The following is a 24,449-nucleotide window of genomic DNA, read 5'->3' as shown; positions in this document are numbered from 1 at the left end:
GGTGAGGTGGCCCCCACCGGAAACCTCCCCGCTACGGCGTGATGGCGAAGTTGTCCAGGATCGCCCGTGCCAGCTCATCGTCGCCGTCGACCTTGATCTGCTCGGCGACGGCCGACGGGCGGACCCGGCCGCAGGCCAGCAGATGGAAGGTGTCCCAGTCCAGGGCGAGTGTCACGGTCGGGCCGAGCGAGACACTGCCGTCGATCGTGGCGTTCCCCTCGGCGTCGAGGCGGACCGTGCGCAGGAATTCCAGCGGTCCGTTGACATCGAAGACCACCGCCGAATCGGCGGGCGCCTGGGCCCTCTTGGCCACGATGCCGGGCAGCACCTTCACCAGCAGATCGCGGGTCACATAAGCGCCGGGGGAGTCGAGATTGCCGGGCTTGCCCAGTGCCCGGCGCAGGTCCTGCTCGTGGACCCAGACGTCGAACGCCCGCTGCTGCAGCACGAATTCCAGCGACCGGTCCTCACCGAGCGGGCTGTGCACGACGGCGTCCGGCTGGCGGGACTCGTTGCGCAGCTGCCGGGAGCGGCGGATGACGGTGTATTCGAGTTCGCTGAGCATCTCGGGCGCGGTGTGGTGCCGGCGGACGTCGACCTGCACCTCCATGCGTCGGGCCGACTCGCTGCGTACGTGGTAGAGATCGCGCGGCAGCGTATGGATCGGCCGCGGGTCGCCCAGCATTTCGCATTCCAGGCCGATGACATGGGAGACCACATCGCGAACAGACCATCCTGGGAGGCCCGTCGCCCTGTTCCACTCGCCTTCGACGAGCGGAGTGACCAGCTCGGTTATCGCTTCTATGGAGTGAGTCCAGGCATCGATGGAGGACTGAAGGCTGGAATGGACGGTCACGGGACCCCTCGGACGGTTCGTACGCGGGCTGCTTTCTGTGCAGTTAAGTTACGCTGCGCACGGGCACCCCGGCAGTGCTTTCGGGTGACCATCGTAGGCCGATGTACCCGGGCCGCAGAGGGGTGCGCCGTACGGCCGGGAAGCCCGCTCCTCAGTCGTCCCCGCGCTCCCGCTCCGCAAGCCGGATCACACACACCGCGATGGCGATCAGCAGCGGCGGATCCGCATCGTCGCGTACGACATTGACCGCATAGGTGTCGCGCACGGTCAGCCAGCGCCGCGAGATCTCCGCGAGCAGTTCGCCGTCGTACTCGATCGCGAACTCCCGGTCCAGGATCTTTCCGCTGACATCCAGCTCGGTGCCGTCCACCAGCTCGACGCGATAGTGGTTGCGCAGCAGCGAGAGGCGCTTGCGCTTGATCGTGGCCAGCGGCTTGTCATCCCGCTCGATGGTCATCGTGTCGCGCAGGCTGAGCATCTTCTTGCGGATGGTGATCAGCACCCGCCGCTCGGTGTCCTTCAGCTCGAAGGTCTCCCGCAGCCGCAGCGCCTTCCCGTCCACGAGGAAGGCGTGCCGCCCGTGCTCGTCGTCGATCCAGTAGTCGTCGCCGATGCCGAAGATGCGGTCGCGAACCACGTACTTGCCCGTGTGCGGGGGCGGCCCCCCGGGAGATTGCTGCATGGCTGACGTGTTCCCCCGGGGACCTGCGGAATGCGCACGCACCGGAGTGACGTTGAATGTGCACATGGCTTCACGTGCACGCGTCCGCGCCCCCGAGCTGATCGGCAAGGGTGGCTGGCTGAACACCGGTAACAAGGATCTCACCCTCGCTGACCTGCGAGGACGCATAGTCGTCCTGGATTTCTGGACCTTTTGCTGTGTGAATTGTCTGCATGTCCTGGACGAGCTGCGGGAGCTGGAGGAGCGGCACCGCGACACCGTCGTGATCGTCGGTGTGCACTCCCCGAAGTTTGTGCACGAGGCCGAGCACCAGGCGGTCGTCGATGCGGTGGAGCGCTACGGGGTCGAGCACCCGGTCCTCGACGACCCCGAGCTCGCCACGTGGAAGCAGTACGCGGTGCGGGCCTGGCCGACGCTCGTGGTGATCGACCCCGAGGGGTATGTCGTCGCCCAGCACGCCGGCGAGGGCCATGCGCACGCCATCGAGAAGCTCGTCGAGGAGCTGGAGGCCGAGCACGCGGCGAAGGGCACCCTGCGCCGCGGCGACGGCCCCTACGTACCGCCGGAGCCGGTCGCCACCGATCTGCGCTTCCCCGGCAAGGCGGTCCGGCTGCCCGCGGGCAGCTTCCTGGTCTCGGACACCACCCGGCATCAGCTGGTGGAGCTGGCCGCGGACGGCGAGCAGGTGCTGCGCCGGATCGGCACCGGCGAGCGCGGTCTGACGCCGGACTCCTTCAATGAACCGCAGGGCCTGGCGCTGCTGCCCGACGGCCGGGTGGCCGTCGCGGACACCGTCAACCACGCCATCCGCGTCTTCGACCCGGAGACCGGTGCGCTGGAGACGGTGGCCGGTACCGGCAAGCAGTGGTGGCAGGGCTCGCCGACCTCCGGACCGGCACGTGAGGTGGATCTCTCCTCGCCGTGGGACATCGCGTGGTGGCAGGACCGGCTGTGGATCGCGATGGCCGGGGTGCACCAGCTCTGGACCTACGACCCGGCCGCCGGGACGGTCGAGGTCGCGGCCGGCACGACCAATGAGGGCCTGGTGGACGGCCCGGCCGCCGAGGCGTGGTTCGCCCAGCCGTCCGGCCTCGCGGCGGCCGGCGACCGGCTGTGGATCGCGGACTCGGAGACCAGCGCGGTCCGTTGGGTGGAGCCCGCCGAAGCGGGTGACGGATATGCCATCCGTACGGCCGTCGGTACCGGCCTCTTCGACTTCGGGCACCGCGACGGCGCCGCCGGCCAGGCGCTGCTGCAGCACCCGCTGGGCGTGACCGCCCTGCCCGACGGCTCGGTCGCCGTCGCGGACACCTACAACCACGCACTGCGCCGCTTCGACCCCGCGAACGGCGAGGTGACGACGCTGGCGACGGATCTGCGCGAGCCGTCCGCCGCGGTGCTCGTCGACGACGACATCGTGGTGGTGGAGTCGGCGCGGCACCGGCTGACCCGGCTGCGGCTGCCCGAGGAGGCGATCCGTGTCGAGTCGGTGGCGCACCGCACCCAGCGCGCGGCCACCGAGGTCGCCCCGGGCGCGCTGCGGCTGGACGTGGTCTTCCAGGCCCCGGTGGGCCAGAAGCTCGACACCCGTTACGGCCCCTCGACGCGGCTGCTGGTCAGCGCGACGCCGCCGGAGCTGCTCGCCGACGGCGCGGGGGCGGGCACCGATCTCGCGCGCGATCTGGTGCTCGCGGACGGCGTGACCGAGGGTGTGCTGCATGTCTCGGCGATGGCCGCGTCCTGCGACGACGCCCCGGACATCGAGTACCCCGCCTGCCATGTGCACCAGCAGGACTGGGGCGTCCCGGTCGAGATCGCCGAGGGCGGGGTGGCCCGGCTGGGGCTCGTCCTGGCGGGGCTGGACGCCGAGTAGGAGCGAGATCCCGGGCCCGTCGGCCGGGCCCGGGACGAGGCCGGCCGGTGGGGGCCGGAGGGGCGGCGGGTTAGTTCCCGACGCCGCCCGCCAGCTGGGCCCCGTGGATGCTCGAGCTCCAGTTGGTGACCTTGCTCTTGCCGACGGAGATGTGGAGCCGCTTCTCCGGGAAGTTGACGGTGACCGGACCGTGCGTGACGGAGCTCGCCGAGATGCCCATGAAGTCGATGGTCACCGACTTCTGCTCGGTGCCCTTGGTGGCCGCGGTGTTGGTCGGGATGACCGCGTAGGCGTAACCGTGGGCGGGCACGGTGATGCGGGTGCCGTCGAGGTGGCCGGGCGTGCCCTGCAGCAGGGGCAGCGGGCTCTTGGCGTTGTTGAAGCGCAGCAGCGGCGCGTTGTAGAGCTTGCAGTCGCGGCTGGTGGAGTTCCTGAACTTCACTGCCACATGGCTCTTCGGGCCGGTCTGCTGGGAGAACGTGACCTTGTAGGTGCTGGGGTAGCAGTCGGGCACCCGCCGGGACGCCGCCCCTGCCCCCGCGCCCGCTGCGGCCGCACCCCCGCCGATGATCCTGCGCTTCTTGCTCTTGGAAGACGAGGAGGAGGACTTCTTCGACTTCTTCGAGGAGTGGCTCTTGCAACCGGTCAGCGCGAGCGAACCGGCCAGTCCGAGGGCCAGTGCGGCGTACGCGGCGGAGCGGCTGCGGGAGCGGCGTGCGGTCATGGGTGGTTCCCCCAGTGGAGTGCTGCAGTCAGCGAGGTGTGTCTGTCATGGCACGGCCACGATATCCATTGCCGGTCGATGCGCCAGGGCGGGTTCGACGTGCCCGGTGCCGAAGTGGCGTCATAGCAGGTCAGATGGGTCGTACGAAGTCAAGATCAGTCCGTGGCACGGGGTGAAGATCAGCTTGTGGCCGGGTCGGGATCGCCCCGCGGCAGGTGCCGGAGATCAGTCCGGGCAGCTGGGCAGCTCGGTGTTTTCCAGCTGTTCCGGGCGAATTCGGATACCCGGCACCCACACCTGTTTGCCGTCGTGATCAACCCGGAACCAGATGCTGCTGTGCCCGCCCACCTCGTCGGTGACCGAGACCCCATTGGCGATCCGGCAGACGGCGCGCAGCACATCGCCGTGCCAGATGTGCCCCACGATGTTGGAGCGGCGATAGAGCCGGTACGGGTCGCGGGCCAGGCCGAGTGCGCAGTTCTCGGTGCGCCGGTGCTGGCAGTCCCGTTCGACGTTGTGGACGGTGATCCGGGCGGACCCGGTGGCCGATGCCGCGGCCTGTGAGCCCTGCGCCCGGCCGTCGCCGCCGTCCGACGCGCCGTCCGGGCCGGTCAGCGCCGGTACGGCCCATGCCACTGCGGCGGCCACCACGGCGGCCCCGAGTGCGGTGAGCACCAGCCGCAGCCGACGCCGTCCGGCCGTCGAGGTGTCCCCGGCTTCCGCACCGGCCTCGGTCCCCGCCTCGGGCACACCGTCCCGCTCCGCCGCTTCCTGCTCGCCCGCGTCCGCCGCCTCCAGCGCGCGATGCAGCAGTTCGACAAGTGCGGGCAGCCGGTCCTCACCGGTGAAGGAGAGCTTGCACCACTGCACCAGCAGCCGTTCGTCCGGCAGGCTCTGACCGCGCAGATAGCGTGAGAGGGACGAGCGGCTGGCGGGCAGGCGGCCCTCCAACTCCTTGAGGCTGTATCCGAGTTCGCCGTGCATACGGCGCAGGCCGGCGACGAAGTCGCGTACGGGGCCGGAGAGTTCGTCGGGTAGAGGGGCTAACGGCTTACGGCGGACATGGGCGCCGTGGTTCTGATTGCCAGGCACATCTCGCATTTCAGCACAGCGGACATGCGCGCGCGAGGGGCACCTCCGCTCCCCTGTGGCGGAAGTGCCCCTCGTTACACGATCCGGATCGGTCCCGGATCAGATGGTGACGTTTCACGTGAAACAGCGTGCGGTCCTGCGTCAGGCCTCGTGCCCCGGAACGGGGTCAGTCGCCGAACTTCACGGGACGGTAGGGCTTGAACTCGGCGTCACCGCCGGGCAGTCCGTAGGTCAGCGTCCGGTGGTCGGTGCCGTGGCCGCCGCGCTGCTCGTAGGCGGTGTACGAGGAGTGCGCGTCGTTGTTCCACTTCTCGAAGATCACGACATGCCGGGTGTTGTTGTCGCCGGCCGCGTCGATGAGCAGGTCACCGGGCTTGAGCTCGCCCAGCGAGAGGGGCCGGGTGATGTTGCGGTTGGTGGCCAGGCCCACGGTGTTGGTGCCGGGCGTCGGCAGCCCGAGCGCCATCGAGGCGTAGCCCGAGCAGTCCTGGCGGTAGCCGTCCTTCCAGGTCTTGGCCTGGCTGTACGGCACCTGGGCACCGTTGTTGGCGGTCAGCCAGGTGGCGGCGCGGTTGAGCATGTCCTGACGGGAGCCGCCGGGCTGCGGCTGCCCGCCGCCGCCCTGGACCGGCACGCCCGGCAGCCGGTCCTGTGGGATGTCCACCGCGACCACGCTGAGGAAGCCGCTGACCGGCCCGGTGAGGTGCGCCATGAACGTCGAGCAGGTGCTGCCCTCGCAGACCTTGTGGCCGGTGTCGACCTGGTAGTCGGCAGTGATCCGGTCCTGTCCCGGAGCCGTCTTGTTGATCATTCCGACGGCGGGGGAGTTGCTGTCCGCGGTGGCGTGCACCACCCAACGGGTGCCCCAGGTGGGGAAGTCGGCGGCCGCGGCCTGCCGTGCGGAACCGGCGCTCGCGGTGTGAGCGGTGAGGGTGGAGCCGGTGGTGGAGGTGTCGCGGGAGAGCTGGGCGACAGCCGCTGAGTGCCCGTCGGCGGCCGTCGCAGGGGCCGCCTGACTGCCATGGGCGAGCCCCGCGAACCCGGCGACGCCGATACCGGCCGCGGCAACCGTGGGCAGCACCGTGCGCAGGAGGGTCCTGCGGAACGGCGACCGCTTGTGGCCCGTGGGCGCTTGGTGGGTCGCGGGTGTTGTGCTGTCTGCCGGGTGCGTGGTGCTGTGCTCGGACATGCCGATTCCCCTCCGTAGGCGGCCGGTTGGCCGCTCGGTGAGCCGCCGGATGGTCTGCTCGCGGCGACGGAATCCATCGTCGAGCGGGGCCCGGGGGCCGGCCGGAGGTTCCTCGTCCCATGAGATGTCCCGACCGTGCACACGGCTGTGACCTGCGGAGAGGGGGGAAGCCCGGGACAGGGCGGGCCGCTGCATGAGACATGACGGGACGCCGGGCACGCGAAAGGGCGCCCGCTGGGGGATTGCGGGCGCCCTGGTTCAGGAGGTCTTCGCGTCGGTGGCGTCGGTGGCCTCGGCCCGGGCCGTGGTCGACGGCCTGTCAGGAGGCCGATCGCCGGCCTTGAGTCGGCCGGACTCCGGAGCACCGGACGCGGCTCACCAGGCCGCTGCCGCGCTCGCGTCCGACTGCCAGTACGTCACCCACGCGCTGTCATCGAGGTACGTCTTGCCTCCGGGGAGAGCCACCGCCGCCGAGCCGCCGATGCTGCCCTTGCCGTCGCGGCCGGGGAGGCTGACCGACAGCGAGGTCACGGTGTGGCCGTTGCGGCCGGAGCCGTCGGCGGACGAGGTCAGCACGCCGGCGTAGCCGGACTCGCCGGGGGCGAGGGTGACCACGGCCTGCGGCCTGCTGTCCGGCAGTTCGGCGAGCGGGGACTGCGCCTCGCCGAACCGCAGAGAGGGGGCGTAGTAGAGGTCGCAGGTGGCGCCGGAGGTGTTGGTGGCCGCCAGCAGAAGGTGGTTGACCGGCCGCTTCAGCGGCTTGGCGACGATGCGGATCTTCGCGGCGTCGCAGGCGGTGTGCCGGACGCCGGGGGCGCCGCCGGACTTGTCCGCGCGGTGCGTGCCCGCCCCGGTCGTCGTCCCCGCACCCGTTCCGGTGCCGTTGCCGCCATGCCCCGCGGACGCCTGCTCCGTCCGGCCGCCGTCGGTCCGCTTGCCGCCCTGCGCGGCATCCTCACCCTGCGCCGCCGGGGTCTTGGAGTCCTGGGGCGCCGGGTTGAACGGCTTCGCGGCGCTGGTCTTGAGCGGGTTGTCCTGGCCGCCGCAGGCGGTGAGGGTGAGCGCGGCGGCGGCGGTCAGCCCGGCCGCGGCGATCCGGAGCGTACGGCGGCGGACGGTACGGGACCCACGAGGGGCGCCGATGGCGGTCCTGGCGCCGGTCTCGATGACTGCTTCGGAGTGGGCGTGGCTGGACGGCATTTCCGGTCTCCCCCGGTCGGTGGTCCGCACCGCGCCTGCGGTACGTCCTGCGGTCCGGCCTGTGCTCTGTCCTGCGGCCGACCACCAGATTGCCGCTCGCCGCTGCCGTGCCACTAACGTGCGCCTAACGCTCCCGCGCCCGGGGCGGGGCGCCCGGCGACGGCTCAGCCGCTGCCGTCACTCCCCTTGCTCCCGTCACCCGTTCCGCTGGTGCCCTCCTCGCCGCTCTCACCGCGCTCATCTCGCGCGAACAACTGCGTCAGCGTGCTGATCGTGTAGACATCGGTGGCCTCTTCGTCCACCAGATGCATCTCCGTGAGCCGGTCCAGACCGTCCTGGGTGCGCTCCGGGTCGTACCCGGCGAGCGCGGCCGCCAACGATGCGTTGAGGTGCCCGTCCGCGCTGGTCGCCAGCGCGCTGAGCAGCCGGGCATCGTCCGCCGACAACCGGGCGACGGACATCCGCAGCGCCGCCGCGATGCCGGTGTCCTCCGCCGACAGCAGCGCCAGTCGCCGCCGTTCGTCGCGCAGCGCCGCCGCCAGCCGGGCCAGCCGCCAGCGCGGCCGGGCGGTCAGCTGGGCGGCCGCGGCCCGCAGCGCCAGCGGCAGACCGTCGCACAGGTCGACCAGTTCCCGCGCGGCGGCCGGGTCCTCGGCGACCCGCTCCGGGCCCAGCATGGCGCCGAGCAGCGCCGCGCCCTCCTCGTGGCCGAGCGTCTGGAGACCGACCGGCCGGGCGCAGTCGGTGGCGACCAGCCCGTCGAGACGGCTGCGGCTCGTGACGACCGTGGCGCAGTGCGGGCCACCGGGCAGCAGCGGCCGTACCTGCGCCGAGCTGCGGGCGTTGTCGAGGACGACCAGCAGCCGGCGCTCCGCGACCAGCGACCTGAACAGTGCCGAGGCGGCCTGCGCCGAGCCGGGCACCCGCTCCGGCGGAGTGCCGAGCGCCAGCAGGAAGTCGCGCAGAATCTCGGCCGGCGGTGCCTCGTCGCCCTCGCCGAAGCCCCGCAGATCGGCGAAGAGCTGCCCGTCGGGGAAGGCCCCGGCGTGCAGATGCGCCCACTGCACGGCGCAGGCGGTCTTGCCGACGCCGGCCGGTCCCGCCACCACCACGAGCGGGCTCTCGCCCGTCGTACGATCCGTCAGCACCGCGGTGAGTGCGGAGAGTTGATCTTCCCGGCCCAGGAAGCGGGCCGGTGGACGGGGCAGCAGCCGCGGTGCCGCACCGGCCCGCCCGGAGCCGGACCCGTCATGAACGCCGTCCGTCGCGCCTGTCCCCGACCCGTCGGCACCTGGCGCACCAGGGCCACCGCGCGCCTCATCGCTGCCGTCCGCCCCCGGGACGGGTGCCCGCCCTTCACCATCAACGGGCCGTGACCCACCGCCCGTTGCGGAACGGTCCGCTCCGGCAGCCCCGGGGCGCCCGCCTCCGGAAACCGTCCCGGAACGAGCCGCTCCGGACGGCGCCCCACCCGGAGCGGAGCCCGCTGCACGCGCCCCGCCCGCAGGTTTCGCCGCGCCCGTCCGTCCCCCGCCGGCCGCCTCCGCCCGCAGAATCTCCTCGTACGCGCCGCGCAGCCGCTCGCCGGGATCGACACCCAGCTCCTCGTTGAGCAGCCGGCGGGTGCGATGGAACCACTCCAGCGCATCGGACTGCCGCCCCGTATGGAACAGCGCCCGCATCAGCCCGGCGATCAGGCCTTCCCGCAAGGGGTGGTTGACGGCCGCGGAGTAGAGGATGGCGGCGGCCTGTTCATGCTCGCCGAGCGCGCCGTGCGCCCGCCCCAGCGCCTCCACGGCCGTCAGCCGGCGCTCCTCCAGCGCATGCGCGGCGGCCGCGAACGGCGGGCTGGTGACCGTGCCGGTCAGCGCGGGCCCGCGCCACAGCCCCAGCGCCTCGCGCAGCAGCGGTACGGCATCGGCCGGCGCCGCCTCGGGGCGCGCCAGTGCCACCAGCTCACCGAAGCGGTGGGCGTCGATCAGCTCCTCCGGCAGCCGCAGCAGATAGGCGGAGCCATGGGTGGTGAGCTCGATGCCGTACGCCTCCGCACCGCCCTCGGCGAGGGTGGCGCGCAGCCGCGAGACATGTCCCTGGACGACGGTACGGGCGTGTTCGGGTGGCTCGTCCTCCCACAGGGAGTCGATCAACTGCTCCAGTGGGACGGTGGTGTTGGGCTGCAGCAACAGCAGCGCCAGCACACTGCGCCGTTTGGCGGGCCCGAGCGACAGCTCCGCGGAGCCGGTCGTCACGGCGATCGGACCGAGCAGTGAGAATTCCAACTCAGCCCTCCAAGAAGGCTGTCAGGGCGTTCGCCAGCAGATAAGGGTCCTCGGCGCCGCACAGCTCGCGTGCCGAGTGCATGGACAGGATCGCCACGCCGATGTCGACCGTGGCGATGCCGTGCCGGGCCGCGGTGATCGGCCCGATGGTGGTCCCGCACGGCATCGAGTTGTTGGACACAAAACTCTGCCACGGGACCGCGGCCCGCTCGCAGGCCGCCGCGAAGACGGCCCGTCCGCTGCCGTCCGTCGCATAGCGCTGATTGACATTGACCTTGAGAATCGGCCCGCCGTTGGGCATCGGGTGGTGCCCCGGCTCATGCCGTTCGCTGTAGTTGGGGTGCACGGCGTGTCCGGTGTCGGACGACAGGCAGATGGTGCCGGCGAAGGCCCGCGCCCGGTCCTCGTAGGAGCCGCCGCGGGCGAAGACCGAGCGCTCCAGGACCGTGCCGAGCAGCGGCCCGTCCGCGCCGGTGTCGGACTGGCTGCCGTTCTCCTCGTGGTCGAAGGCGGCCAGCACCGGAATGCCGGTCAGTTTGCTGCCGGCGGCCGCCGCGGCGGTGAGCGCGGCCGTCCCGGCGTGTACGGAGAGCAGGTTGTCCATCCGTGGACCGGCCACCAGCTCGCGGTTGCGGCCCAGATAGGCGGGCGCCTCGATGCTGTGCACCATCAGGTCCCAGCCCTTGATGTCGCCGGCCTGGATGCCGGTCTCCTCGGCGACGAAGGCGATCAGATCGCCCTCGGCCACCTCGCCCAGGCCCCAGATCGGTGTCATGTGCCGCTGCTTGTCCAGCTTCAGGCCGTCGGCGTTCACCGAGCGGTCGAGGTGCACGGCCAGCTGAGGCACTCTCAGCAACGCCCGGTCGACATGGACGAGGCGGTGGCTGCCGTCCGCGAGCGTCACCCGCCCGCTCAGCCCCAGGTCCCGGTCGAGCCAGGTGTTGAGCAGCGTGCCGCCGTAGATCTCGACGGCGATCTGCTGCCAGCCGCGGGATCCGGTGTCCGGAATCGGCTTGACGCGCAAATTGGGAGAGTCGGTGTGAGCTCCGACAATTCGGTACGGAGTCGAGGCGCTCGCACCCTCGGGCACGTACCAGGCGATGAGCGCGCCGCCGCGCAGCACATACTTCCCGCCGGTCCCGCCGTCCCATTCATCGACCTCGGCGACCTGCCGGAACCCGGCCTTCTCCAGCCGCTCCGCCGCATTCGCCACCGCGTGGTAGGGCGACGGACTGGCGGCGAGGAAGGACATCAGGTCGTCGGTGTGGCCGCGATCGAAGCGGGCGGAGTTGGTCATGGATTCAGCATAAGGAGCCGGACCCCGCATTCCCCGTGCGCCTGCATCGTGACTCCGCTCCCTTCCGGCCAGGATTTCAGTATTCGGGACCGAAAAGCCCCCTGGAGCGGGGGATTCCGGTCGGTGCCGCGATGTGCGGGCCGCGCACCGGCCCGTACGGCCCTGTTGCCTGCCGGACATGACGAAGCCCGCCTCTCCGGGGGAAGAGAGGCGGGCGCCATCAGTCTGGACGGTCAATCTGAGAGAACTCTGAGACCGGCCGCCGCGGCGGGTTGCGGAAACCCGCTCCTAGAACGCGGCCTCGTCGAGCTCCATCAGCGACTGGTCGACGGACTCGGCCAGACCACGCTGGACGCTGACATTCGGCAGGACGTTGTGCGCGAAGAACTTCGCCGCGGCGATCTTGCCGGTGTAGAAGGCCTTGTCCTTCGCCGAGGCGCCGGCCAGCTTCTCGGCGGCCACGGCCGCGCCCTTGAGCAGGAGGTAGCCGATGACGACATCGCCGGAGGCCAGCAGCACGCGGGTGGTGTTCAGACCGACCTTGTAGATGGACTTGACGTCCTTCTCGGTCGCCGCGAGGTCGGTCAGCATGGCGCCGACGATCGCCTCCAGGTCGGCGGCCGCCTTGGCCAGCTCGCCGCGGGCCTGCTCCAGCTCCTCGCCGCCGAGGTTGTCGGCGAGGAACTTCTTGATCTCGTCGGAGAGGGCGGTGAGCGCCTGGCCCTGGTCGCGGACGATCTTCCGGAAGAAGAAGTCCTGGCCCTGGATCGCGGTGGTGCCCTCGTAGAGGGTGTCGATCTTGGCGTCCCGGATGTACTGCTCGATCGGGTACTCCTGGAGGTACCCGGAGCCACCGAAGGTCTGCAGCGACTGCGCCAGCTGCTCGTAGGACTTCTCCGAGCCGTAGCCCTTGACGATCGGCAGCAGCAGGTCGTTGAGGCGGATCGCGGCGCTCGCGTCCTCGCCCGCGGCCTCCTGGACGAGGATGTCGTCCTGAACCGTCGCGGTGTAGAGCACCAGGGCGCGCATGCCCTCGACGTACGCCTTCTGCGTCATCAGCGAGCGGCGCACGTCGGGGTGGTGGGTGATGGCGACGCGCGGGGCGGTCTTGTCGGTGAAGGCCGCCAGGTCCGGACCCTGCACCCGCTCCTTGGCGTACTCCAGCGCGTTGAGGTAGCCGGTGGAGAGGGTGGCGATGGCCTTCGTGCCGACCATCATCCGGGCGAACTCGATGATCTTGAACATCTGGCGGATGCCGTCGTGCTTCTCGCCGAGCAGCCAGCCCTTGGCCGGGTGGTTGGCGCCGAAGGTCATCTCGCAGGTGTTGGAGGCCTTCAGGCCCATCTTGTGCTCGACGTTGGTGGCGTAGGCGCCGTTGCGCTCGCCCAGCTCGCCGGTCTCCCAGTCGAAGTCGTACTTCGGCACGATGAAGAGCGACAGGCCCTTGGTGCCCGGACCGGCACCCTCGGGGCGGGCGAGGACGAAGTGCACGATGTTCTCGGACATGTCGTGCTCACCGGAGGTGATGAAGCGCTTGACGCCCTCGATGTGCCAGGAGCCGTCCTCCTGCTGCACGGCCTTGGTGCGGCCGGCGCCGACGTCCGAACCGGCGTCCGGCTCGGTGAGCACCATCGTGGAGCCCCACTGCTTGTCCACCATCAGCTGGGCTATGCGGTGCTGCTCCTCGGTGCCCTCCTCGTGGAGGACGCCGGCGAAGGCGGGGCCGGAGGCGTACATCCACACGGCCGGGTTGGCGCCCAGGATCGTCTCGGCGAAGCCCCAGAGCAGGGAGCGGGGCGCGGTGGTGCCGCCGAGCTCCTCCGGGATGCCCAGACGCCACCACTCGGCGTCCATGAAGGCCTGGTAGCTCTTCTTGAACGTGTCCGGAACCGGAGCGGTGTTGGTGTCCGGGTCGAAGACCGGCGGGTTGCGGTCGGCGTCGGCGAACGACTCGGCCAGTTCGTTCTCGGACAGCCGGGCGATCTCGGACAGCACGCTCTTGGCGGTGTCGACATCCATCTCCGCGAACGGTCCGGTGCCGTACACGCTGTCACGGCCGAGCACCTCGAAGAGGTTGAACTCGATGTCGCGGAGATTCGACTTGTAGTGCCCCATGGATACGGCTCCGTAAGGGTTCGGGAGGGAGGACCTCAAACGCAATACCAGCAAGTAGCAAGTGCCTACGATGATGCTACCCACCGGTAATAAGAATCAACCCCTACCGCCCATCTGTGACGAGCGTCCCCCGACGGATCGCCGACTCAGTACGCTGTGGCGCATGTACGGCTACGACCAGAACGCGGGTGCCGGGCAGCAGCAATACGGAGCGCCGCCCCCGCCGCAGCAACCGGCCCCCGGGAGCTACGGCGAACAGCCGCTGTATCCCGAGCCGTCCCCGCCCTCCCTCGCCGATGCGGTGCGCGCCTTCACCACCGGCTCGACGTCGGCAGAGGACTTCCAGGGCATCTTCTCCACGTCCAAGATCTACTGCCCGCGTGGTGACAACCCCGGCTTCCTGGCGCTGCACAACACCCAGCAGCCGGTGATCCCGATGTTCACCTCCCTCAAGGAGCTGCGGCGGTATGCGGGCAAGGAGTCCAAGTACTTCGTGATCACCGGTGCCGAGGTGCTCGACCTGCTGCCGACCGGCTACGGGTTCGTCCTCGACATGGAGGGTGATCACCGGATGGTCTTCGATGCGAAGGCCGTGGAGGAGATGGTCGACTTCGCGATGCGGCGCATGTATGGCTGACCGCCACTGCTGTGCAGATGGCTGATGGCCGCCGCTGCGGCTGAGTCGAGGGCCGGTCCCGGGAGTGGGGCCGGCCCGATGTGTGTCTCGGTCCGGGGGCTGAGCCGGGCCGGATCAACCCCCTTCGACCTGCGGAAATACGCGCGGGAATGCCGCACGCCTTGCAGATTGTTCACCATTCAACTAAGTTGAGCGAACGACCGAGGAGGCCGTCATGCCCGCTGTGACCGTTGAGAACCCGCTGACCCTGCCGCGTGTGGCGGCGCCCGTCGCGGCGCACGCCCGCCCCGTGCTGGCCGTTGCCACCGCTCCGAGCGGTTTCGAGGGCGAGGGCTTCCCGGTGCGCCGGGCGTTCGCCGGCATCGACTACAAGCACCTCGACCCGTTCATCATGATGGACCAGATGGGCGAGGTGGAGTACGCGCCAGGAGAGCCCAAGGGCACGCCCTGGCACCCGCACCGCGGCTTCGAGACGGTGACGTATCTGATCGACGGCACCTTCGTGCACCGTGACTCGCACGGCGGCGGCGGCGTCATCAATGACGGCGACACCCAGTGGATGACGGCCGGCTCGGGCCTGCTGCACATCGAGGCGCCGCCGGAGTCGCTCGTCATGTCCGGCGGTCTCTTCCACGGCCTCCAGCTGTGGGTGAACCTGCCGAAGAGCGACAAGATGATGGCCCCCCGCTACCAGGACATCGGTGGCGGCCAGGTCAAGCTGCTGACCTCGGGTGACGGCGGCGCGCTGCTGCGGCTGATCGCCGGTGACATCGATGGCCACAACGGGCCGGGCATCACGCATACGCCGATCACGATGATGCATGTGTCGGTGAACCCGGGCGCCGAGCTGACCCTCCCCTGGCGCAAGGACTTCAACGCCCTCGCCTACGGCCTGGCCGGACGCGGCTCGGCCGGTGTGGAGGGACGCCCGTTCCGTATGGGCCAGGCGGTCGTGTTCGGTTCCGGTGACTCGATCACGATCCGGGCGGACGAGTCCCAGGAGTCGCGCAGTCCGAACTTCGAGGTGGTGCTGCTGGGCGGGCTGCCGATCCGCGAGCCGATGATGCATTACGGCCCGTTCGTGATGAACACCCACGCCGAACTGGCGCAGGCCTTCGAGGACTTCCAGGCCGGCCGGCTCGGGACGGTCCCCGCCGACGAGCGCTGACGTCATGTCGGCAGCAGGGGCGGTGTTTCACGTGAAACGCCGCCCCTGACCCGTTTCGGGGGCCGCACCCGGGCCTCCGGCCATGGTGGACTGTCGGGGTGCAAAACGATTCGGATGGAACAGGGCGCGGCGCCGAGCCCGAACGGCCACTGCCCTCACAGCCGTTGCTGCCGGTCCAGGCCCGCCGTGCCGCGGCCTGGTGTCTGATGGGGCTGCTGATCGCGGCCGTGGTGGCCCTCGTCGTGTGGCTGTGCGTCGAACTGAGCGCGGCGGTCACGCCTGTACTGCTGGCACTGCTCGGCAGCGGGCTGCTCGGACCGCTCTACCGGCGGCTGGTGGCGATGAAGCTCAACCGTTCACTGGCGGCCGGACTGACCTGTGCCGTCCTCGTGGTGGTGGTCGGCGGTGCCGGGTTCATCGTCGTCAACGCGCTGGTCGACTCCGGTGACCAGATCATCTCCTCGCTCAGGCAAGCCGCCAAGGACCTCTCCCAGCACTTCGGTGCGGCCGGTACATCGCTCGACGATCTCGCCTCCAAATCCAAGGGACTGGTCACCAATTTCGGCGGCACCGCGGCCTCGGGGCTGCTGACCGGGGTCAGCGCGGTCGGTCAGTTCCTCGCCGCCTCGGTCCTGGCCCTGCTGCTGACCTTTTTCTTCCTGCGCGACTCCCACAGGGCCGTACGCACGTTGAACGACTGGGCGCCCGGCAGCTCCGCACCGCAGCTGGAGCGGATGGCCCGCCGCGGCTTCGAGTCCATCGAGGGCTTTATGCGGGGCACCACCTTCATCGCCCTGATCGACGCCATCTGCATCACCGTCGGACTGCTGATCCTTCGGGTGCCGGGCGCCGTCGGGCTGGGCGCGCTGGTCTTCGTCGGCGCCTATATCCCCTACCTCGGCGCCTTCATCTCCGGCACCGTGGCGATCCTCGTGGCGCTGGCCGACCGTGGCTTTGTGATCGCACTCTGGGCGCTCGGCGTCGTCCTGGCCGTGCAGGTGCTGGAGGGGCATGTACTGCAGCCGATGATCCAGAGCCGTACGGTCCATATGCATCCGGCGACGGTGCTGCTGGCGATCACCGCGGGCGCCAGCGTCGCCGGAATCCTCGGCATGCTGCTGTCCGTACCACTGACCGCCGCCGTCACCGGAGTGCTCCACGAGCTGCGGGTGTACTACACCGAGGGCCCGGACTGCGGTGACACCGGACCCGCCGCGTCCCCCGCGTCCTCGTAGAGCTCGAACCATGTCGACTTGCCGTCCCCGCGCGGATCCACGCCCCACGCCCCGGCCAGCAGTTCCAGCAGCAGCAGACCGCGTCCCGACGACGCCAGTTCGCCGGGGCAGCGGCGGTGCGGCAGCTCGTCGCTGCTGTCCGCGACATCGACGCGGATGCGCCGGGCGCCTCGCTCGCCGGTGATCTCGGCGACCAACAGCGCGTCCCCGTCGGTGTGCAGCAGGACGTTGGTGACCATCTCGGAGACCATCAGCACCGCCGAGTCGACCTGGTCCGGGTCGGCCCAGTCGTGCAGCACGTCACGGACCTGACGGCGCGCCTCGGCTATCCGCTCCGGCTCGGCCTGCGCGACGGAGAGCACGGTGCGCCGTACGGGCTGTGGCGCGAGCAGGCCGCCGGTCCCGATCCCGCAGCCGGCGCCCTCGCGGCTCAGCAGCAGCACGGCGATGTCGTCCTCGCGGCGGTCCACCAGCGGTCCGGTGGTGTGGTGCGAGGAGGGCCCGTGCACCGCCTGGACCAGGGCGTCGGCGAGCCGCTCCAGGCTCTCGCCGTCCTCGCCGTTCTCATGCGTCTCGATGATGTCGCGCAGGCGTGCCCAGCCGGTCTCCAGATCGTGGCCGCCGGTCTCGATCAGTCCGTCGGTGCACACCATCATGGTCTCGCCGGGCTCCAGGACGAGCCGGGTGGTGGGGTAGTCGGTGTCCGGGACGATGCCCAGCGGCAGTCCGCCCGCGGTGGGCCGGACCAGCATCGTGCCGTCGCTCATCCGGATCGCCGGGTCGGGGTGGCCGGCCCGTGCGATGTCCAGCAGCCCCGTCGCCGGATCCACCTCGATGTAGAGGCAGGTCGCAAAGCGCTGATCCTCGCCGTGGCCGCGGAGCTCGGTCTCGTTGATCCCGGCCAGAAACCGGGAGGCACGGGAGAGCACCGCATCGGGGTGATGGCCTTCGGAGGCGTAGGCCCGCAGCGCGATCCGCAGCTGCCCCATCAGGCCCGCGGCCCGTACGTCGTGCCCCTGGACATCCCCGATGACCAGCGCGATCCGCCCGGACGGCAGCGGGATCATGTCGTACCAGTCGCCGCCGACCTCCAGCCCGCCGCCGGTCGGGACATAGCGGGCCGCAACCGTCATCCCCGGGATGTCCGGCTGCACCGTCGGCATCATGCTGCGCTGCAGCCCCAGCGCCAGCTCTTGCTGCTCCTCCTGCACACCGGCCCTGGCCAGCGCCTGCGCCAGCATCCGGGCGACGGTGGTCAGCACCGAGCGTTCGTCGGGCGTGAACGCCACCGGCTGGGCGAACGCCGCCATCCAGGCGCCGATCGTCCGGCCCGCGTTGACCAGCGGCAGGAACGCCCAGGACGTACGGCGGAAGCGGGCGGCCAGCGGCCAAGTGCCGGGGTAGCGGCGGCTGTAGTCCCCGGGGGTGGGCAGATAGATGGCCCGGCCGGTACGGATGACCTCGGCGGCCGGATAGTCGGTCTCCAGCGTCATGGCGACGAACGGCCGCTCGTCGTCGCCGTGGTGGCCGTGGTGGCCGATGACCGACAGCCGGTCGCCCTCGGTGCCGAAGACCGCCAGTCCGTCCGGCATGAACCCGGGCATGGACAGCCCGGCCGCGACCCGCAGCACCTCGGCGGTGGACCGTGCCTCGGCCAGCCCCCGGCCCGCGTCCAGCAGGAACGCCTCGCGCGAACGCCGCCAGTCGCCGGTTATCGGGGTGTGCGCGGCGGAGGTCCCGGGCTGCGGCTCGGGCACCTCCTGAAGGGTTCCGACCAGCTCGAAGCCGCCGTCGACGACCCGGGGGCGGGAGCGGGAGCGGACGATGCGTTGCACCCGCCCGCGCTCGTCCACGATGCGCAGCCGGGCCTCGGCGAGCGTCTTCTCGGCGACCGCGAGCTGCACGATCCCGTTGATCTCGGCGAAGTCGACGGGATGAAAACGGGAGCGCACCGCGGCCTCGGTCAGCTCCACCGGGTCGGCGGGCAGGCCGAGCAGCCGGGCCGCTTCGGCGTCGAGGGTCACCCGTCCCGATGCGTTGTCCCAGCGCCACAGGCCGGTCGCGATGGCGGCCAGGAGATCCTCGGTGCGCATTGCATCACTTTATGTGCGTTTGGCGGGACCCGACCAGCGAGCCGGACGTGACCATCGTCCCAGTCGGGACGCCGCGCTCCGCTCCCGGCGACGCTGATGCGTATATGTCAACGAAGACGTGCGGGCCGGGACGGTAACCTGGAGCGGTTATGTCAATCCTGGGGTGGCCTTTCGGGTGATCCGCGGGGAGAGCGACCGGGCGTCCGAGCCCGTACACCTTTTCCTCTCCCTCTCCCGACAACTCCTCACCTCGACCTCGCGACGACTTGGATGAGCGATGCACCGGTACCGGTCCCATAACTGCGGCGAGCTCCGAGCCGTGGACGTCGACACGGACGTCCGCCTCAGCGGCTGGCTGCACAATCGACGTGACCTGGGCGGCATCCTCTTCATCGATCTGCGCGACCACTACGGTCTCGTTCAGCTCGTCGCCCGCCCCGGCACCCCTGCCAACGAGGCCCTCGGCTCCCTGACCAAGGAGTCCGTCGTCCGGATCGACGGCAAGGTCAGCGCGCGCGGCGCCGACAACGTCAACCCCGACCTGCCGACGGGCGAGATCGAGATCGAGGTCTCCGACGTCGAGGTGCTCGGCGCCGCCGACCAGATCCCCTTCACGATCAACGCGGACGACGGCGTCAACGAAGAGAAGCGCCTTGAGTACCGCTTCCTCGACCTGCGCCGCGAGCGGATGCACCGCAACATCATGCTGCGCACCGCCGTTATCTCCGCCATCCGCCACAAGATGGTGTCCCTCGGCTTCAACGAGATGGCGACCCCGATCCTGTCCGCGACCTCCCCCGAGGGCGCCCGCGACTTCCTGGTCCCCTCGCGTCTGCACGCCGGCAAGTTCTATGCGCTGCCGCAGGCCCCGCAGCAGTTCAAGCAGCTGCTGATGATCGCCGGCTTCGACCGCTACTTCCAGATCGCGCCCTGCTTCCGCGACGAGGACGCCCGCGCGGACCGCTCGCCGGGCGAGTTCTACCAGCTCGACATCGAGATGAGCTTCGTCGAGCAGGAGGATGTCTTCCGCCCCGTCGAGAAGCTGATGACCGAGCTCTTCACCGAGTTCGGCAACGGCCGCACGGTCACCTCTCCCTTCCCGCGCATCCCGTTCCGCGAGGCGATGCTCAAGTACGGCTCCGACAAGCCGGACCTGCGCGCCGAGCTGGAGCTGGTCGATGTCTCCGACGTCTTCGCCGGCTCCGGCTTCAAGGCCTTCGCCGACAAGCACGTCCGCGCCCTGGCCGTGCCGGACACCGCCGACCAGTCGCGCAAGTTCTTCGACCAGCTGGGTGACTTCGCCGTCCAGCAGGGCGCAAAGGGCCTGGCCTGGGTCCGGGTCGGCGGCGACGCGGAGAAGACGGAGCTGACCGGCCCGATCGCCAAGTTCCTCACCGAGGACGACGTCAAGTCGCTGGTCGCCGCGCTGGACCTCAAGCCCGGCCACGCCGTGTTCTTCGGCGCCGGCGAGTTCGACGAGGTCTCCAAGATCATGGGCGCGGTCCGCGTCGAGGCCGCCAAGCGCGTCGGCCGCTTCGTCGAGGACGAGTTCCGCTTCTGCTGGATCGTCGACTTCCCGATGTTCGAGAAGGACGAGGACACCGGCAAGATCGAGTTCTCGCACAACCCCTTCTCCATGCCGCAGGGCGGCCTGGAGGCGCTGCAGACCAAGGACCCGCTGGACATCCTGGCCTGGCAGTACGACATCGTCTGCAACGGCACCGAGCTGTCCTCGGGCGCCATCCGTAACCACGAGCCCGAGGTCATGTACAAGGCCTTCGCGATCGCCGGCTACGACAAGGACACGGTGGAGGCGGAGTTCGGCGGCATGCTCCGCGCCTTCAAGTTCGGCGCCCCGCCGCACGGCGGCATCGCCCCCGGTGTCGACCGCATCGTCATGCTGCTGGCCGATGAGCCCAACATCCGCGAGACCATCGCCTTCCCGCTCAACGGCAACGCCCAGGACCTGCTGATGGGCGCCCCGAGCGAGGTCGAGGAGGCGCGTCTCAAGGAGCTGCACCTCTCCATCCGCAAGCCGCAGGCGAAGTAGGCATCACCCAGGGGCGAAACGCCTCGAACGGGCTGAGGGGCGGCGTTTCACGTGAAACGCCGCCCCGGCCCGTTTGCGGCCCGGTGTGCCGTTGGGCGGACGGCCGCGGTGTGCGCTCGGAGGCGGGCTCCGGCCCGGCCCGAATGCCCCGACCGCCCCATTCATGTGGCCGTGCCCCGGTACGGCACGCACTGTGGTGCTCATGCAGCAAGCCAGTCTCCTCTCCGCCAGGTCCGCCCTGGGGCCGCCGGCCCGTACGACGCGCCCCGTCCCGGCCGGCGACCTGTGGTGGCTCACCGCCGTGTCCGTCGTCTTCACCGCCTGCCTCCTCGCCTTCGCCCTCGCCACCCCCGGCCTGGGTTGGGACGAGACGGTGTACGTCAGCCAGGTCGACCCCCATACGCCGGCCGCGTTCTTCAGCGCACCGCGCGCCCGCGGTATCCCGCTCCTCCTAGCACCGATGGCCGCCCTGACGACCTCGGCCGTCGTGCTGCACTGCTACCTGGCGGTGCTCTCCGGAGCCGCGCTCCTGATCACCCTGTGCATCTGGCGGCGCCTGCTGCCCGCCCCCGTACCGGCATTGGGGGGTGCGCTGTTCGCCGGTCTGTGGATCACGCTCTTCTACGGTCCGCAGGCGATGCCCAACCTGTGGGTCGGCTACGCCGCGCTCGCCGCCACCGGCTGCTTCCTGCGGGCCGTACGGCAGCCGTCCCGCCAACTGGCCCCGCGCGCCGACCGCGGTGCCGCCGCCGGACTCGCCGTCGCGGTGGCCGTGGCCGCGCTGATGCGTCCCGCCGACGCCGTGTGGCTGGCCGTGCCGCTCTTCGCCGCGGCGCTGTGCGTCCCGTCCTGGCGGCGCCCCACCGTGCTGCTGGCGGTGCCGGCCGGCCTGGCCCTGGGCTGCGCCGAGTGGGCCGTGGAGGCGTATCTGTCCTACGGCGGGCTCCTGACACGGCTGCAGCGGGCCGGGCAGATCCAGGGCGGTCTCGGCTGGCATCTGTCCTTCGACGATCACGCACGGGCACTCCAGGGCAAGACGCTGTGCCGCCCCTGCCATCTGACCTGGGAACACCCGGTGACGGCGGTGTGGTGGCTGGTGCTGCCCTTGGCGGTCGCCGGAGCGGTGTGGGCGGCGCTGCGCGCCCGCGAGCCCCGCGGCGGGCTGTACGGGTACGAGCCGGCGGCGCGCAGCGGTGCCCGGCACCCCCTCGGGCTGGCGCCCATCCGGCCCGGCAGCTTCGGACCGGACCCGGCGGCCGACCCCGCGCCCGGCGGTGGGCGGCACGGCCACGGTCCCGCCTGGCCGCTGGTGCGCCTGCGCGACCCCCGCGGCCCGCTGCACCGGTACGGACCGGCCCCCGTCGTCCTCCCGGCCCTGGTCGGCCTGTGCCTCGCCGCCCCTTACCTCCTGACGGTGGACTACGCCGCCCCCCGCTTCCTGCTGCCCGCCTACGCGCTGCTGATGATGCCCGCCGCCTGGTTCCTGTACTGGCTGACCCTCCTGCCGCGCCGGAACGCCTGGGCGGTGGCCCTCCTCGTCCTCGCGCTGATGAGCCACCAGGTCATCCAACTGGTGGTCTGGCACACGATGGTGCGCAGCACTGCACACGCCCAGGCCGGTATCGACCGGATCACCACGTCGCTGCGTCGGGCGGGGGTACGTCCCCCCTGCGTGGTGAGCGGCGAGGAAGCGGTACGGGTGGCGTATCAGGCGGGCTGTGCGTCCCGGCAGTCCGGCGGTCACGACGCGAGCATCACCCCCGCGGGCCTGACCCGGCTGAGTGCGGGCCGCCCGGTCGCCGTCGTCCTGGCCAACGGTGACAAGCCGCCGGCCTACGCCCGGCACTGGCGGCGGGTACCCCTGCCGAAGGTGCCGGACTTCGGACGGCTGAGCGTCTATGTGTCCCCGCCGGCCCGGCACCGAGCCCGGCCCTGAGCCGGGGCCTGTCCGGGGACCGGCCCGACGCCCGAACGCGCTCGCGCCCGTCCGGCCGCAAGGGCTGGACGGGCGCGTGGCGGTTCTCAGGTGTCCGTGCCGCGAACACGCTCGTGCTCGGGCGGACTTACCGCTCCGGTGCTCCGGCCGGCAGCGACGCCCGCGGGCGGGCCGGGCCTACTGCTCCGCGCCGCCGAAGCGCTCGCGGTAGGACTCCAGGTCCTCCTCGGTGATCTTCGCGAAGAGCACCGGCGGCACCGTGAACGGCGTCCCGGAAGGCACCGAGGCCAGCGCCTTCGCCTCCTCCGGGGTCACCCACACCGCGGTGTCGTTCTCCAGGGCGAAGGCACCCCGCATCGCCTTGGCCGAGGCCGGGATGAACGGCTCGGAGACGACCGCGTACAGATGGATCAGGTTCATGGCCGTACGCAGGGTCAGCGCTGCCGCGTCCTTGTCGGTCTTGATCTCCAGCCACGGGGCCTTCTCCTCCAGGTAGGAGTTGCCCGCGCTCCACAGGGCGCGCAGCGAGGCCGCGGCCTTACGGAACTGCAGGGCCTCCATGTGGCCCTCGTACTCCGTCAGCAGCCCGGCGATCTCCGCACCCAGCTTCTGCTCCGCGGCACCGGCCTCGGCGCCCGCGGGCACCTCGTCACCGAACCGCTTCCGGGAGAACGACAGCACCCGGTTGACGAAGTTTCCGAGGGTGTCCGCCAGGTCCTTGTTGACCGACGACGAGAACAGCTCCCAGGTGAAGGAGGTGTCGTCCGACTCCGGGGCGTTGGCGATCAGGAAGTAGCGCCAGTAGTCGGCGGGCAGCAGCTCCAGCGCCGCGTCCGTGAAGATGCCGCGCCGCTGGGAGGTGGAGAACTTCCCGCCGTAGTAGTTGAGCCAGTTGAAGGCCTTGAGGAAGTCGACCTTCTTCCACGGCTCGCGGGTGCCGAGCTGCGTCGCCGGGAACATCACGGAGTGGAAGGGCACATTGTCCTTGGCCATGAACTCCGTGTACCGGACGTCATCGGCCTCGTACCACCACGACTTCCAGTCGCGGCTCCCGTCGGAGACGGCGTCCGCCCACTCCTTCGTCGACCCGATGTACTCGATCGGCGCGTCGAACCATACGTAGAAGACCTTGCCCTCGGCCGCCAGCTCCGGCCACACATCGGCCGGCACCGGAACGCCCCAGTCCAGGTCACGGGTGATCGCCCGGTCCTGAAGGCCTTCGGTCAGCCACTTGTGGGCGATGGACGAGGCCAGCGTCGGCCACTCCTTGCTGCCGTTGCCGTCCAGCCAGCCCTCGACCTCGTGCTGCAGCTTCGACTGGAGCAGGAAGAGGTGCTTGGTCTCCCGCACCTCCAGCTCACCGCTCCCGCTGATCGCCGACCGGGCGTCGATGAGATCGGTCGGGTCGAGCACCCGGGTGCAGTTCTCGCACTGGTCGCCGCGCGCCTTGTCGTAGCCGCAGTGCGGACACGTACCGACGATGTAGCGGTCCGGCAGAAAGCGGTCGTCGGCGACGGAGAAGACCTGGCGGATCGCCCGCTCCTCGATGAAGCCGTTCTCGTGCAGCTTGCGCGCGAAGTGCTGCGTCAGCTCCAGGTTCTCCCGCGACGAGCTCCGCCCGAAGTAGTCGAATTCCAGGCCGAAGCCCTCGTAGATCGCCTTCTGCTTGTCGTGCTGCTCCGCACAGAAGGTGTCGACCGACTGCCCCGCGTCCTTCGCCGCCAGCTCGGCCGGGGTCCCGTGCTCGTCCGTCGCACAGATGTAGAGCACATCGTGCCCGCGCTGCCGCATATACCGTGCATACACGTCGGCCGGGAGCATGGACCCCACCATGTTGCCCAGGTGCTTGATCCCGTTGATATACGGAAGGGCGCTGGTGATGAGGTGTCGAGCCATTGCCGGCTGCTCCCAAGTCGCTACGGTGAGTGAGGATTTGCTTTACGGAACGTCAATATCGTACTGGACGGGGTGGGGGTGCCCGTGCGGGTTTTTCGGCGGCGACCGCCCGCCCCCGCACGCCGCG

At 70.5% G+C, this 24,449-nt stretch carries 17 protein-coding genes; 6 read left to right on the top strand and 11 right to left on the bottom strand.

What is annotated here, in order from left to right:
* Window positions 1-31: 31 nt before the first annotated feature.
* On the bottom strand, window positions 32-856 hold the full coding sequence (locus ACGFWI_RS26150; RefSeq protein WP_393908458.1) for a maleylpyruvate isomerase family mycothiol-dependent enzyme: 825 nt from the start codon (window positions 854-856) through the stop codon (window positions 32-34).
* Between the two features lie 151 nt (window positions 857-1,007).
* Window positions 1,008-1,538, bottom strand: coding sequence for an LURP-one-related/scramblase family protein (locus ACGFWI_RS26145; protein ID WP_393908457.1), 531 nt, complete (start codon window positions 1,536-1,538; stop codon window positions 1,008-1,010).
* Window positions 1,539-1,602: 64 nt separating this feature from the next.
* On the opposite strand from ACGFWI_RS26145, the gene ACGFWI_RS26140 reads away from it, so the two are divergent.
* On the top strand, window positions 1,603-3,411 hold the full coding sequence (locus ACGFWI_RS26140) for an NHL domain-containing thioredoxin family protein (RefSeq protein ID WP_393908456.1): 1,809 nt from the start codon (window positions 1,603-1,605) through the stop codon (window positions 3,409-3,411).
* Window positions 3,412-3,481: 70 nt separating this feature from the next.
* Here the strand turns inward: ACGFWI_RS26140 and ACGFWI_RS26135 are convergent, their stop codons facing one another.
* From ACGFWI_RS26135 to ACGFWI_RS26105, 7 genes are all read right to left on the bottom strand, one after another.
* Window positions 3,482-4,135 carry a DUF4232 domain-containing protein gene (locus ACGFWI_RS26135; RefSeq protein ID WP_393908455.1) on the bottom strand — a complete coding sequence of 218 codons (654 nt, stop codon included), beginning with the start codon at window positions 4,133-4,135 and terminating at the stop codon, window positions 3,482-3,484.
* A 225-nt stretch (window positions 4,136-4,360) separates the two neighbouring features.
* A complete protein-coding gene (locus tag ACGFWI_RS26130; RefSeq protein ID WP_393908454.1) occupies window positions 4,361-5,236 on the bottom strand; it encodes a helix-turn-helix domain-containing protein in 876 nt (291 codons plus the stop codon).
* Between the two features lie 157 nt (window positions 5,237-5,393).
* Window positions 5,394-6,416, bottom strand: coding sequence for a hypothetical protein (locus tag ACGFWI_RS26125; protein WP_393908453.1), 1,023 nt, complete (start codon window positions 6,414-6,416; stop codon window positions 5,394-5,396).
* A 375-nt stretch (window positions 6,417-6,791) separates the two neighbouring features.
* Window positions 6,792-7,616, bottom strand: coding sequence for a DUF4232 domain-containing protein (locus ACGFWI_RS26120; RefSeq protein WP_393908452.1), 825 nt, complete (start codon window positions 7,614-7,616; stop codon window positions 6,792-6,794).
* A gap of 164 nt (window positions 7,617-7,780) precedes the next feature.
* Window positions 7,781-9,895 carry a BTAD domain-containing putative transcriptional regulator gene (locus ACGFWI_RS26115; RefSeq protein WP_393908451.1) on the bottom strand — a complete coding sequence of 705 codons (2,115 nt, stop codon included), beginning with the start codon at window positions 9,893-9,895 and terminating at the stop codon, window positions 7,781-7,783.
* Window position 9,896: 1 nt separating this feature from the next.
* Window positions 9,897-11,192, bottom strand: a complete 1,296-nt coding sequence (locus ACGFWI_RS26110; RefSeq protein ID WP_393908450.1) for a M18 family aminopeptidase — start codon at window positions 11,190-11,192, stop codon at window positions 9,897-9,899.
* 288 nt (window positions 11,193-11,480) lie between these two features.
* Window positions 11,481-13,307 carry an acyl-CoA dehydrogenase gene (locus ACGFWI_RS26105; protein ID WP_393908449.1) on the bottom strand — a complete coding sequence of 609 codons (1,827 nt, stop codon included), beginning with the start codon at window positions 13,305-13,307 and terminating at the stop codon, window positions 11,481-11,483.
* Window positions 13,308-13,470: 163 nt separating this feature from the next.
* Here ACGFWI_RS26105 and ACGFWI_RS26100 point away from each other — a divergent pair, with 163 nt between their 5' ends.
* The 3 genes from ACGFWI_RS26100 (at window position 13,471) to ACGFWI_RS26090 (ending at window position 16,347) form a co-directional block, all read left to right on the top strand.
* Entirely contained in the window at window positions 13,471-13,944 is a 474-nt protein-coding gene (locus ACGFWI_RS26100; protein WP_393908448.1) for an SseB family protein, read from the top strand.
* A gap of 214 nt (window positions 13,945-14,158) precedes the next feature.
* Complete coding sequence (locus ACGFWI_RS26095; RefSeq protein WP_393908447.1) at window positions 14,159-15,112, top strand: pirin family protein; 954 nt, start codon at window positions 14,159-14,161, stop codon at window positions 15,110-15,112.
* Between the two features lie 98 nt (window positions 15,113-15,210).
* Window positions 15,211-16,347: an AI-2E family transporter gene (locus tag ACGFWI_RS26090; RefSeq protein WP_393908446.1), complete on the top strand. Its 1,137-nt coding sequence runs from the start codon at window positions 15,211-15,213 to the stop codon at window positions 16,345-16,347.
* Here ACGFWI_RS26090 and ACGFWI_RS26085 read toward each other — a convergent pair.
* Window positions 16,287-18,440, bottom strand: a complete 2,154-nt coding sequence (locus ACGFWI_RS26085; RefSeq protein ID WP_393908445.1) for a SpoIIE family protein phosphatase — start codon at window positions 18,438-18,440, stop codon at window positions 16,287-16,289. The two genes, ACGFWI_RS26090 and ACGFWI_RS26085, sit on opposite strands and share 61 nt — an antisense overlap.
* Window positions 18,441-18,717: 277 nt before the next feature.
* Between ACGFWI_RS26085 and aspS the strand changes: the two genes are divergently transcribed.
* Window positions 18,718-20,490, top strand: a complete 1,773-nt coding sequence (aspS, locus tag ACGFWI_RS26080; RefSeq protein WP_393908444.1) for an aspartate--tRNA ligase — start codon at window positions 18,718-18,720, stop codon at window positions 20,488-20,490.
* A gap of 202 nt (window positions 20,491-20,692) precedes the next feature.
* Window positions 20,693-22,426, top strand: coding sequence for a hypothetical protein (locus ACGFWI_RS26075; protein ID WP_393908443.1), 1,734 nt, complete (start codon window positions 20,693-20,695; stop codon window positions 22,424-22,426).
* Between the two features lie 177 nt (window positions 22,427-22,603).
* Here the strand turns inward: ACGFWI_RS26075 and metG are convergent, their stop codons facing one another.
* Complete coding sequence (gene metG, locus ACGFWI_RS26070; protein WP_393908442.1) at window positions 22,604-24,322, bottom strand: methionine--tRNA ligase; 1,719 nt, start codon at window positions 24,320-24,322, stop codon at window positions 22,604-22,606.
* Between the last annotated feature and the right edge of the window lie 127 nt (window positions 24,323-24,449).

It is taken from the genome of Streptomyces sp. NPDC048434 (genome assembly GCF_043200375.1).
In the GTDB taxonomy this organism is placed as follows: domain Bacteria; phylum Actinomycetota; class Actinomycetes; order Streptomycetales; family Streptomycetaceae; genus Streptomyces.
Note: the sequence above shows the minus strand (reverse complement) of the source record. Positions and strands in the feature narration are given on the sequence as shown.

Bases quoted from the DNA above. Each gene is read 5' to 3' on its own strand.
- ACGFWI_RS26105 (WP_393908449.1), bottom strand. From the start codon at position 13,307: ATGGGGCACTACAAGTCGAATCTCCGCGACATCGAGTTCAACCTCTTC.
- ACGFWI_RS26110 (WP_393908450.1), bottom strand. From the start codon at position 11,192: ATGACCAACTCCGCCCGCTTCGATCGCGGCCACACCGACGACCTGATG.
- ACGFWI_RS26075 (WP_393908443.1), top strand. From the start codon at position 20,693: ATGCAGCAAGCCAGTCTCCTCTCCGCCAGGTCCGCCCTGGGGCCGCCG.
- ACGFWI_RS26095 (WP_393908447.1), top strand. From the start codon at position 14,159: ATGCCCGCTGTGACCGTTGAGAACCCGCTGACCCTGCCGCGTGTGGCG.
- metG (WP_393908442.1), bottom strand. From the start codon at position 24,322: ATGGCTCGACACCTCATCACCAGCGCCCTTCCGTATATCAACGGGATC.
- ACGFWI_RS26140 (WP_393908456.1), top strand. From the start codon at position 1,603: ATGGCTTCACGTGCACGCGTCCGCGCCCCCGAGCTGATCGGCAAGGGT.
- aspS (WP_393908444.1), top strand. From the start codon at position 18,718: ATGCACCGGTACCGGTCCCATAACTGCGGCGAGCTCCGAGCCGTGGAC.
- ACGFWI_RS26135 (WP_393908455.1), bottom strand. From the start codon at position 4,135: ATGACCGCACGCCGCTCCCGCAGCCGCTCCGCCGCGTACGCCGCACTG.
- ACGFWI_RS26125 (WP_393908453.1), bottom strand. From the start codon at position 6,416: ATGTCCGAGCACAGCACCACGCACCCGGCAGACAGCACAACACCCGCG.
- ACGFWI_RS26085 (WP_393908445.1), bottom strand. From the start codon at position 18,440: ATGCGCACCGAGGATCTCCTGGCCGCCATCGCGACCGGCCTGTGGCGC.
- ACGFWI_RS26120 (WP_393908452.1), bottom strand. From the start codon at position 7,616: ATGCCGTCCAGCCACGCCCACTCCGAAGCAGTCATCGAGACCGGCGCC.
- ACGFWI_RS26145 (WP_393908457.1), bottom strand. From the start codon at position 1,538: ATGCAGCAATCTCCCGGGGGGCCGCCCCCGCACACGGGCAAGTACGTG.
- ACGFWI_RS26100 (WP_393908448.1), top strand. From the start codon at position 13,471: ATGTACGGCTACGACCAGAACGCGGGTGCCGGGCAGCAGCAATACGGA.
- ACGFWI_RS26130 (WP_393908454.1), bottom strand. From the start codon at position 5,236: ATGCGAGATGTGCCTGGCAATCAGAACCACGGCGCCCATGTCCGCCGT.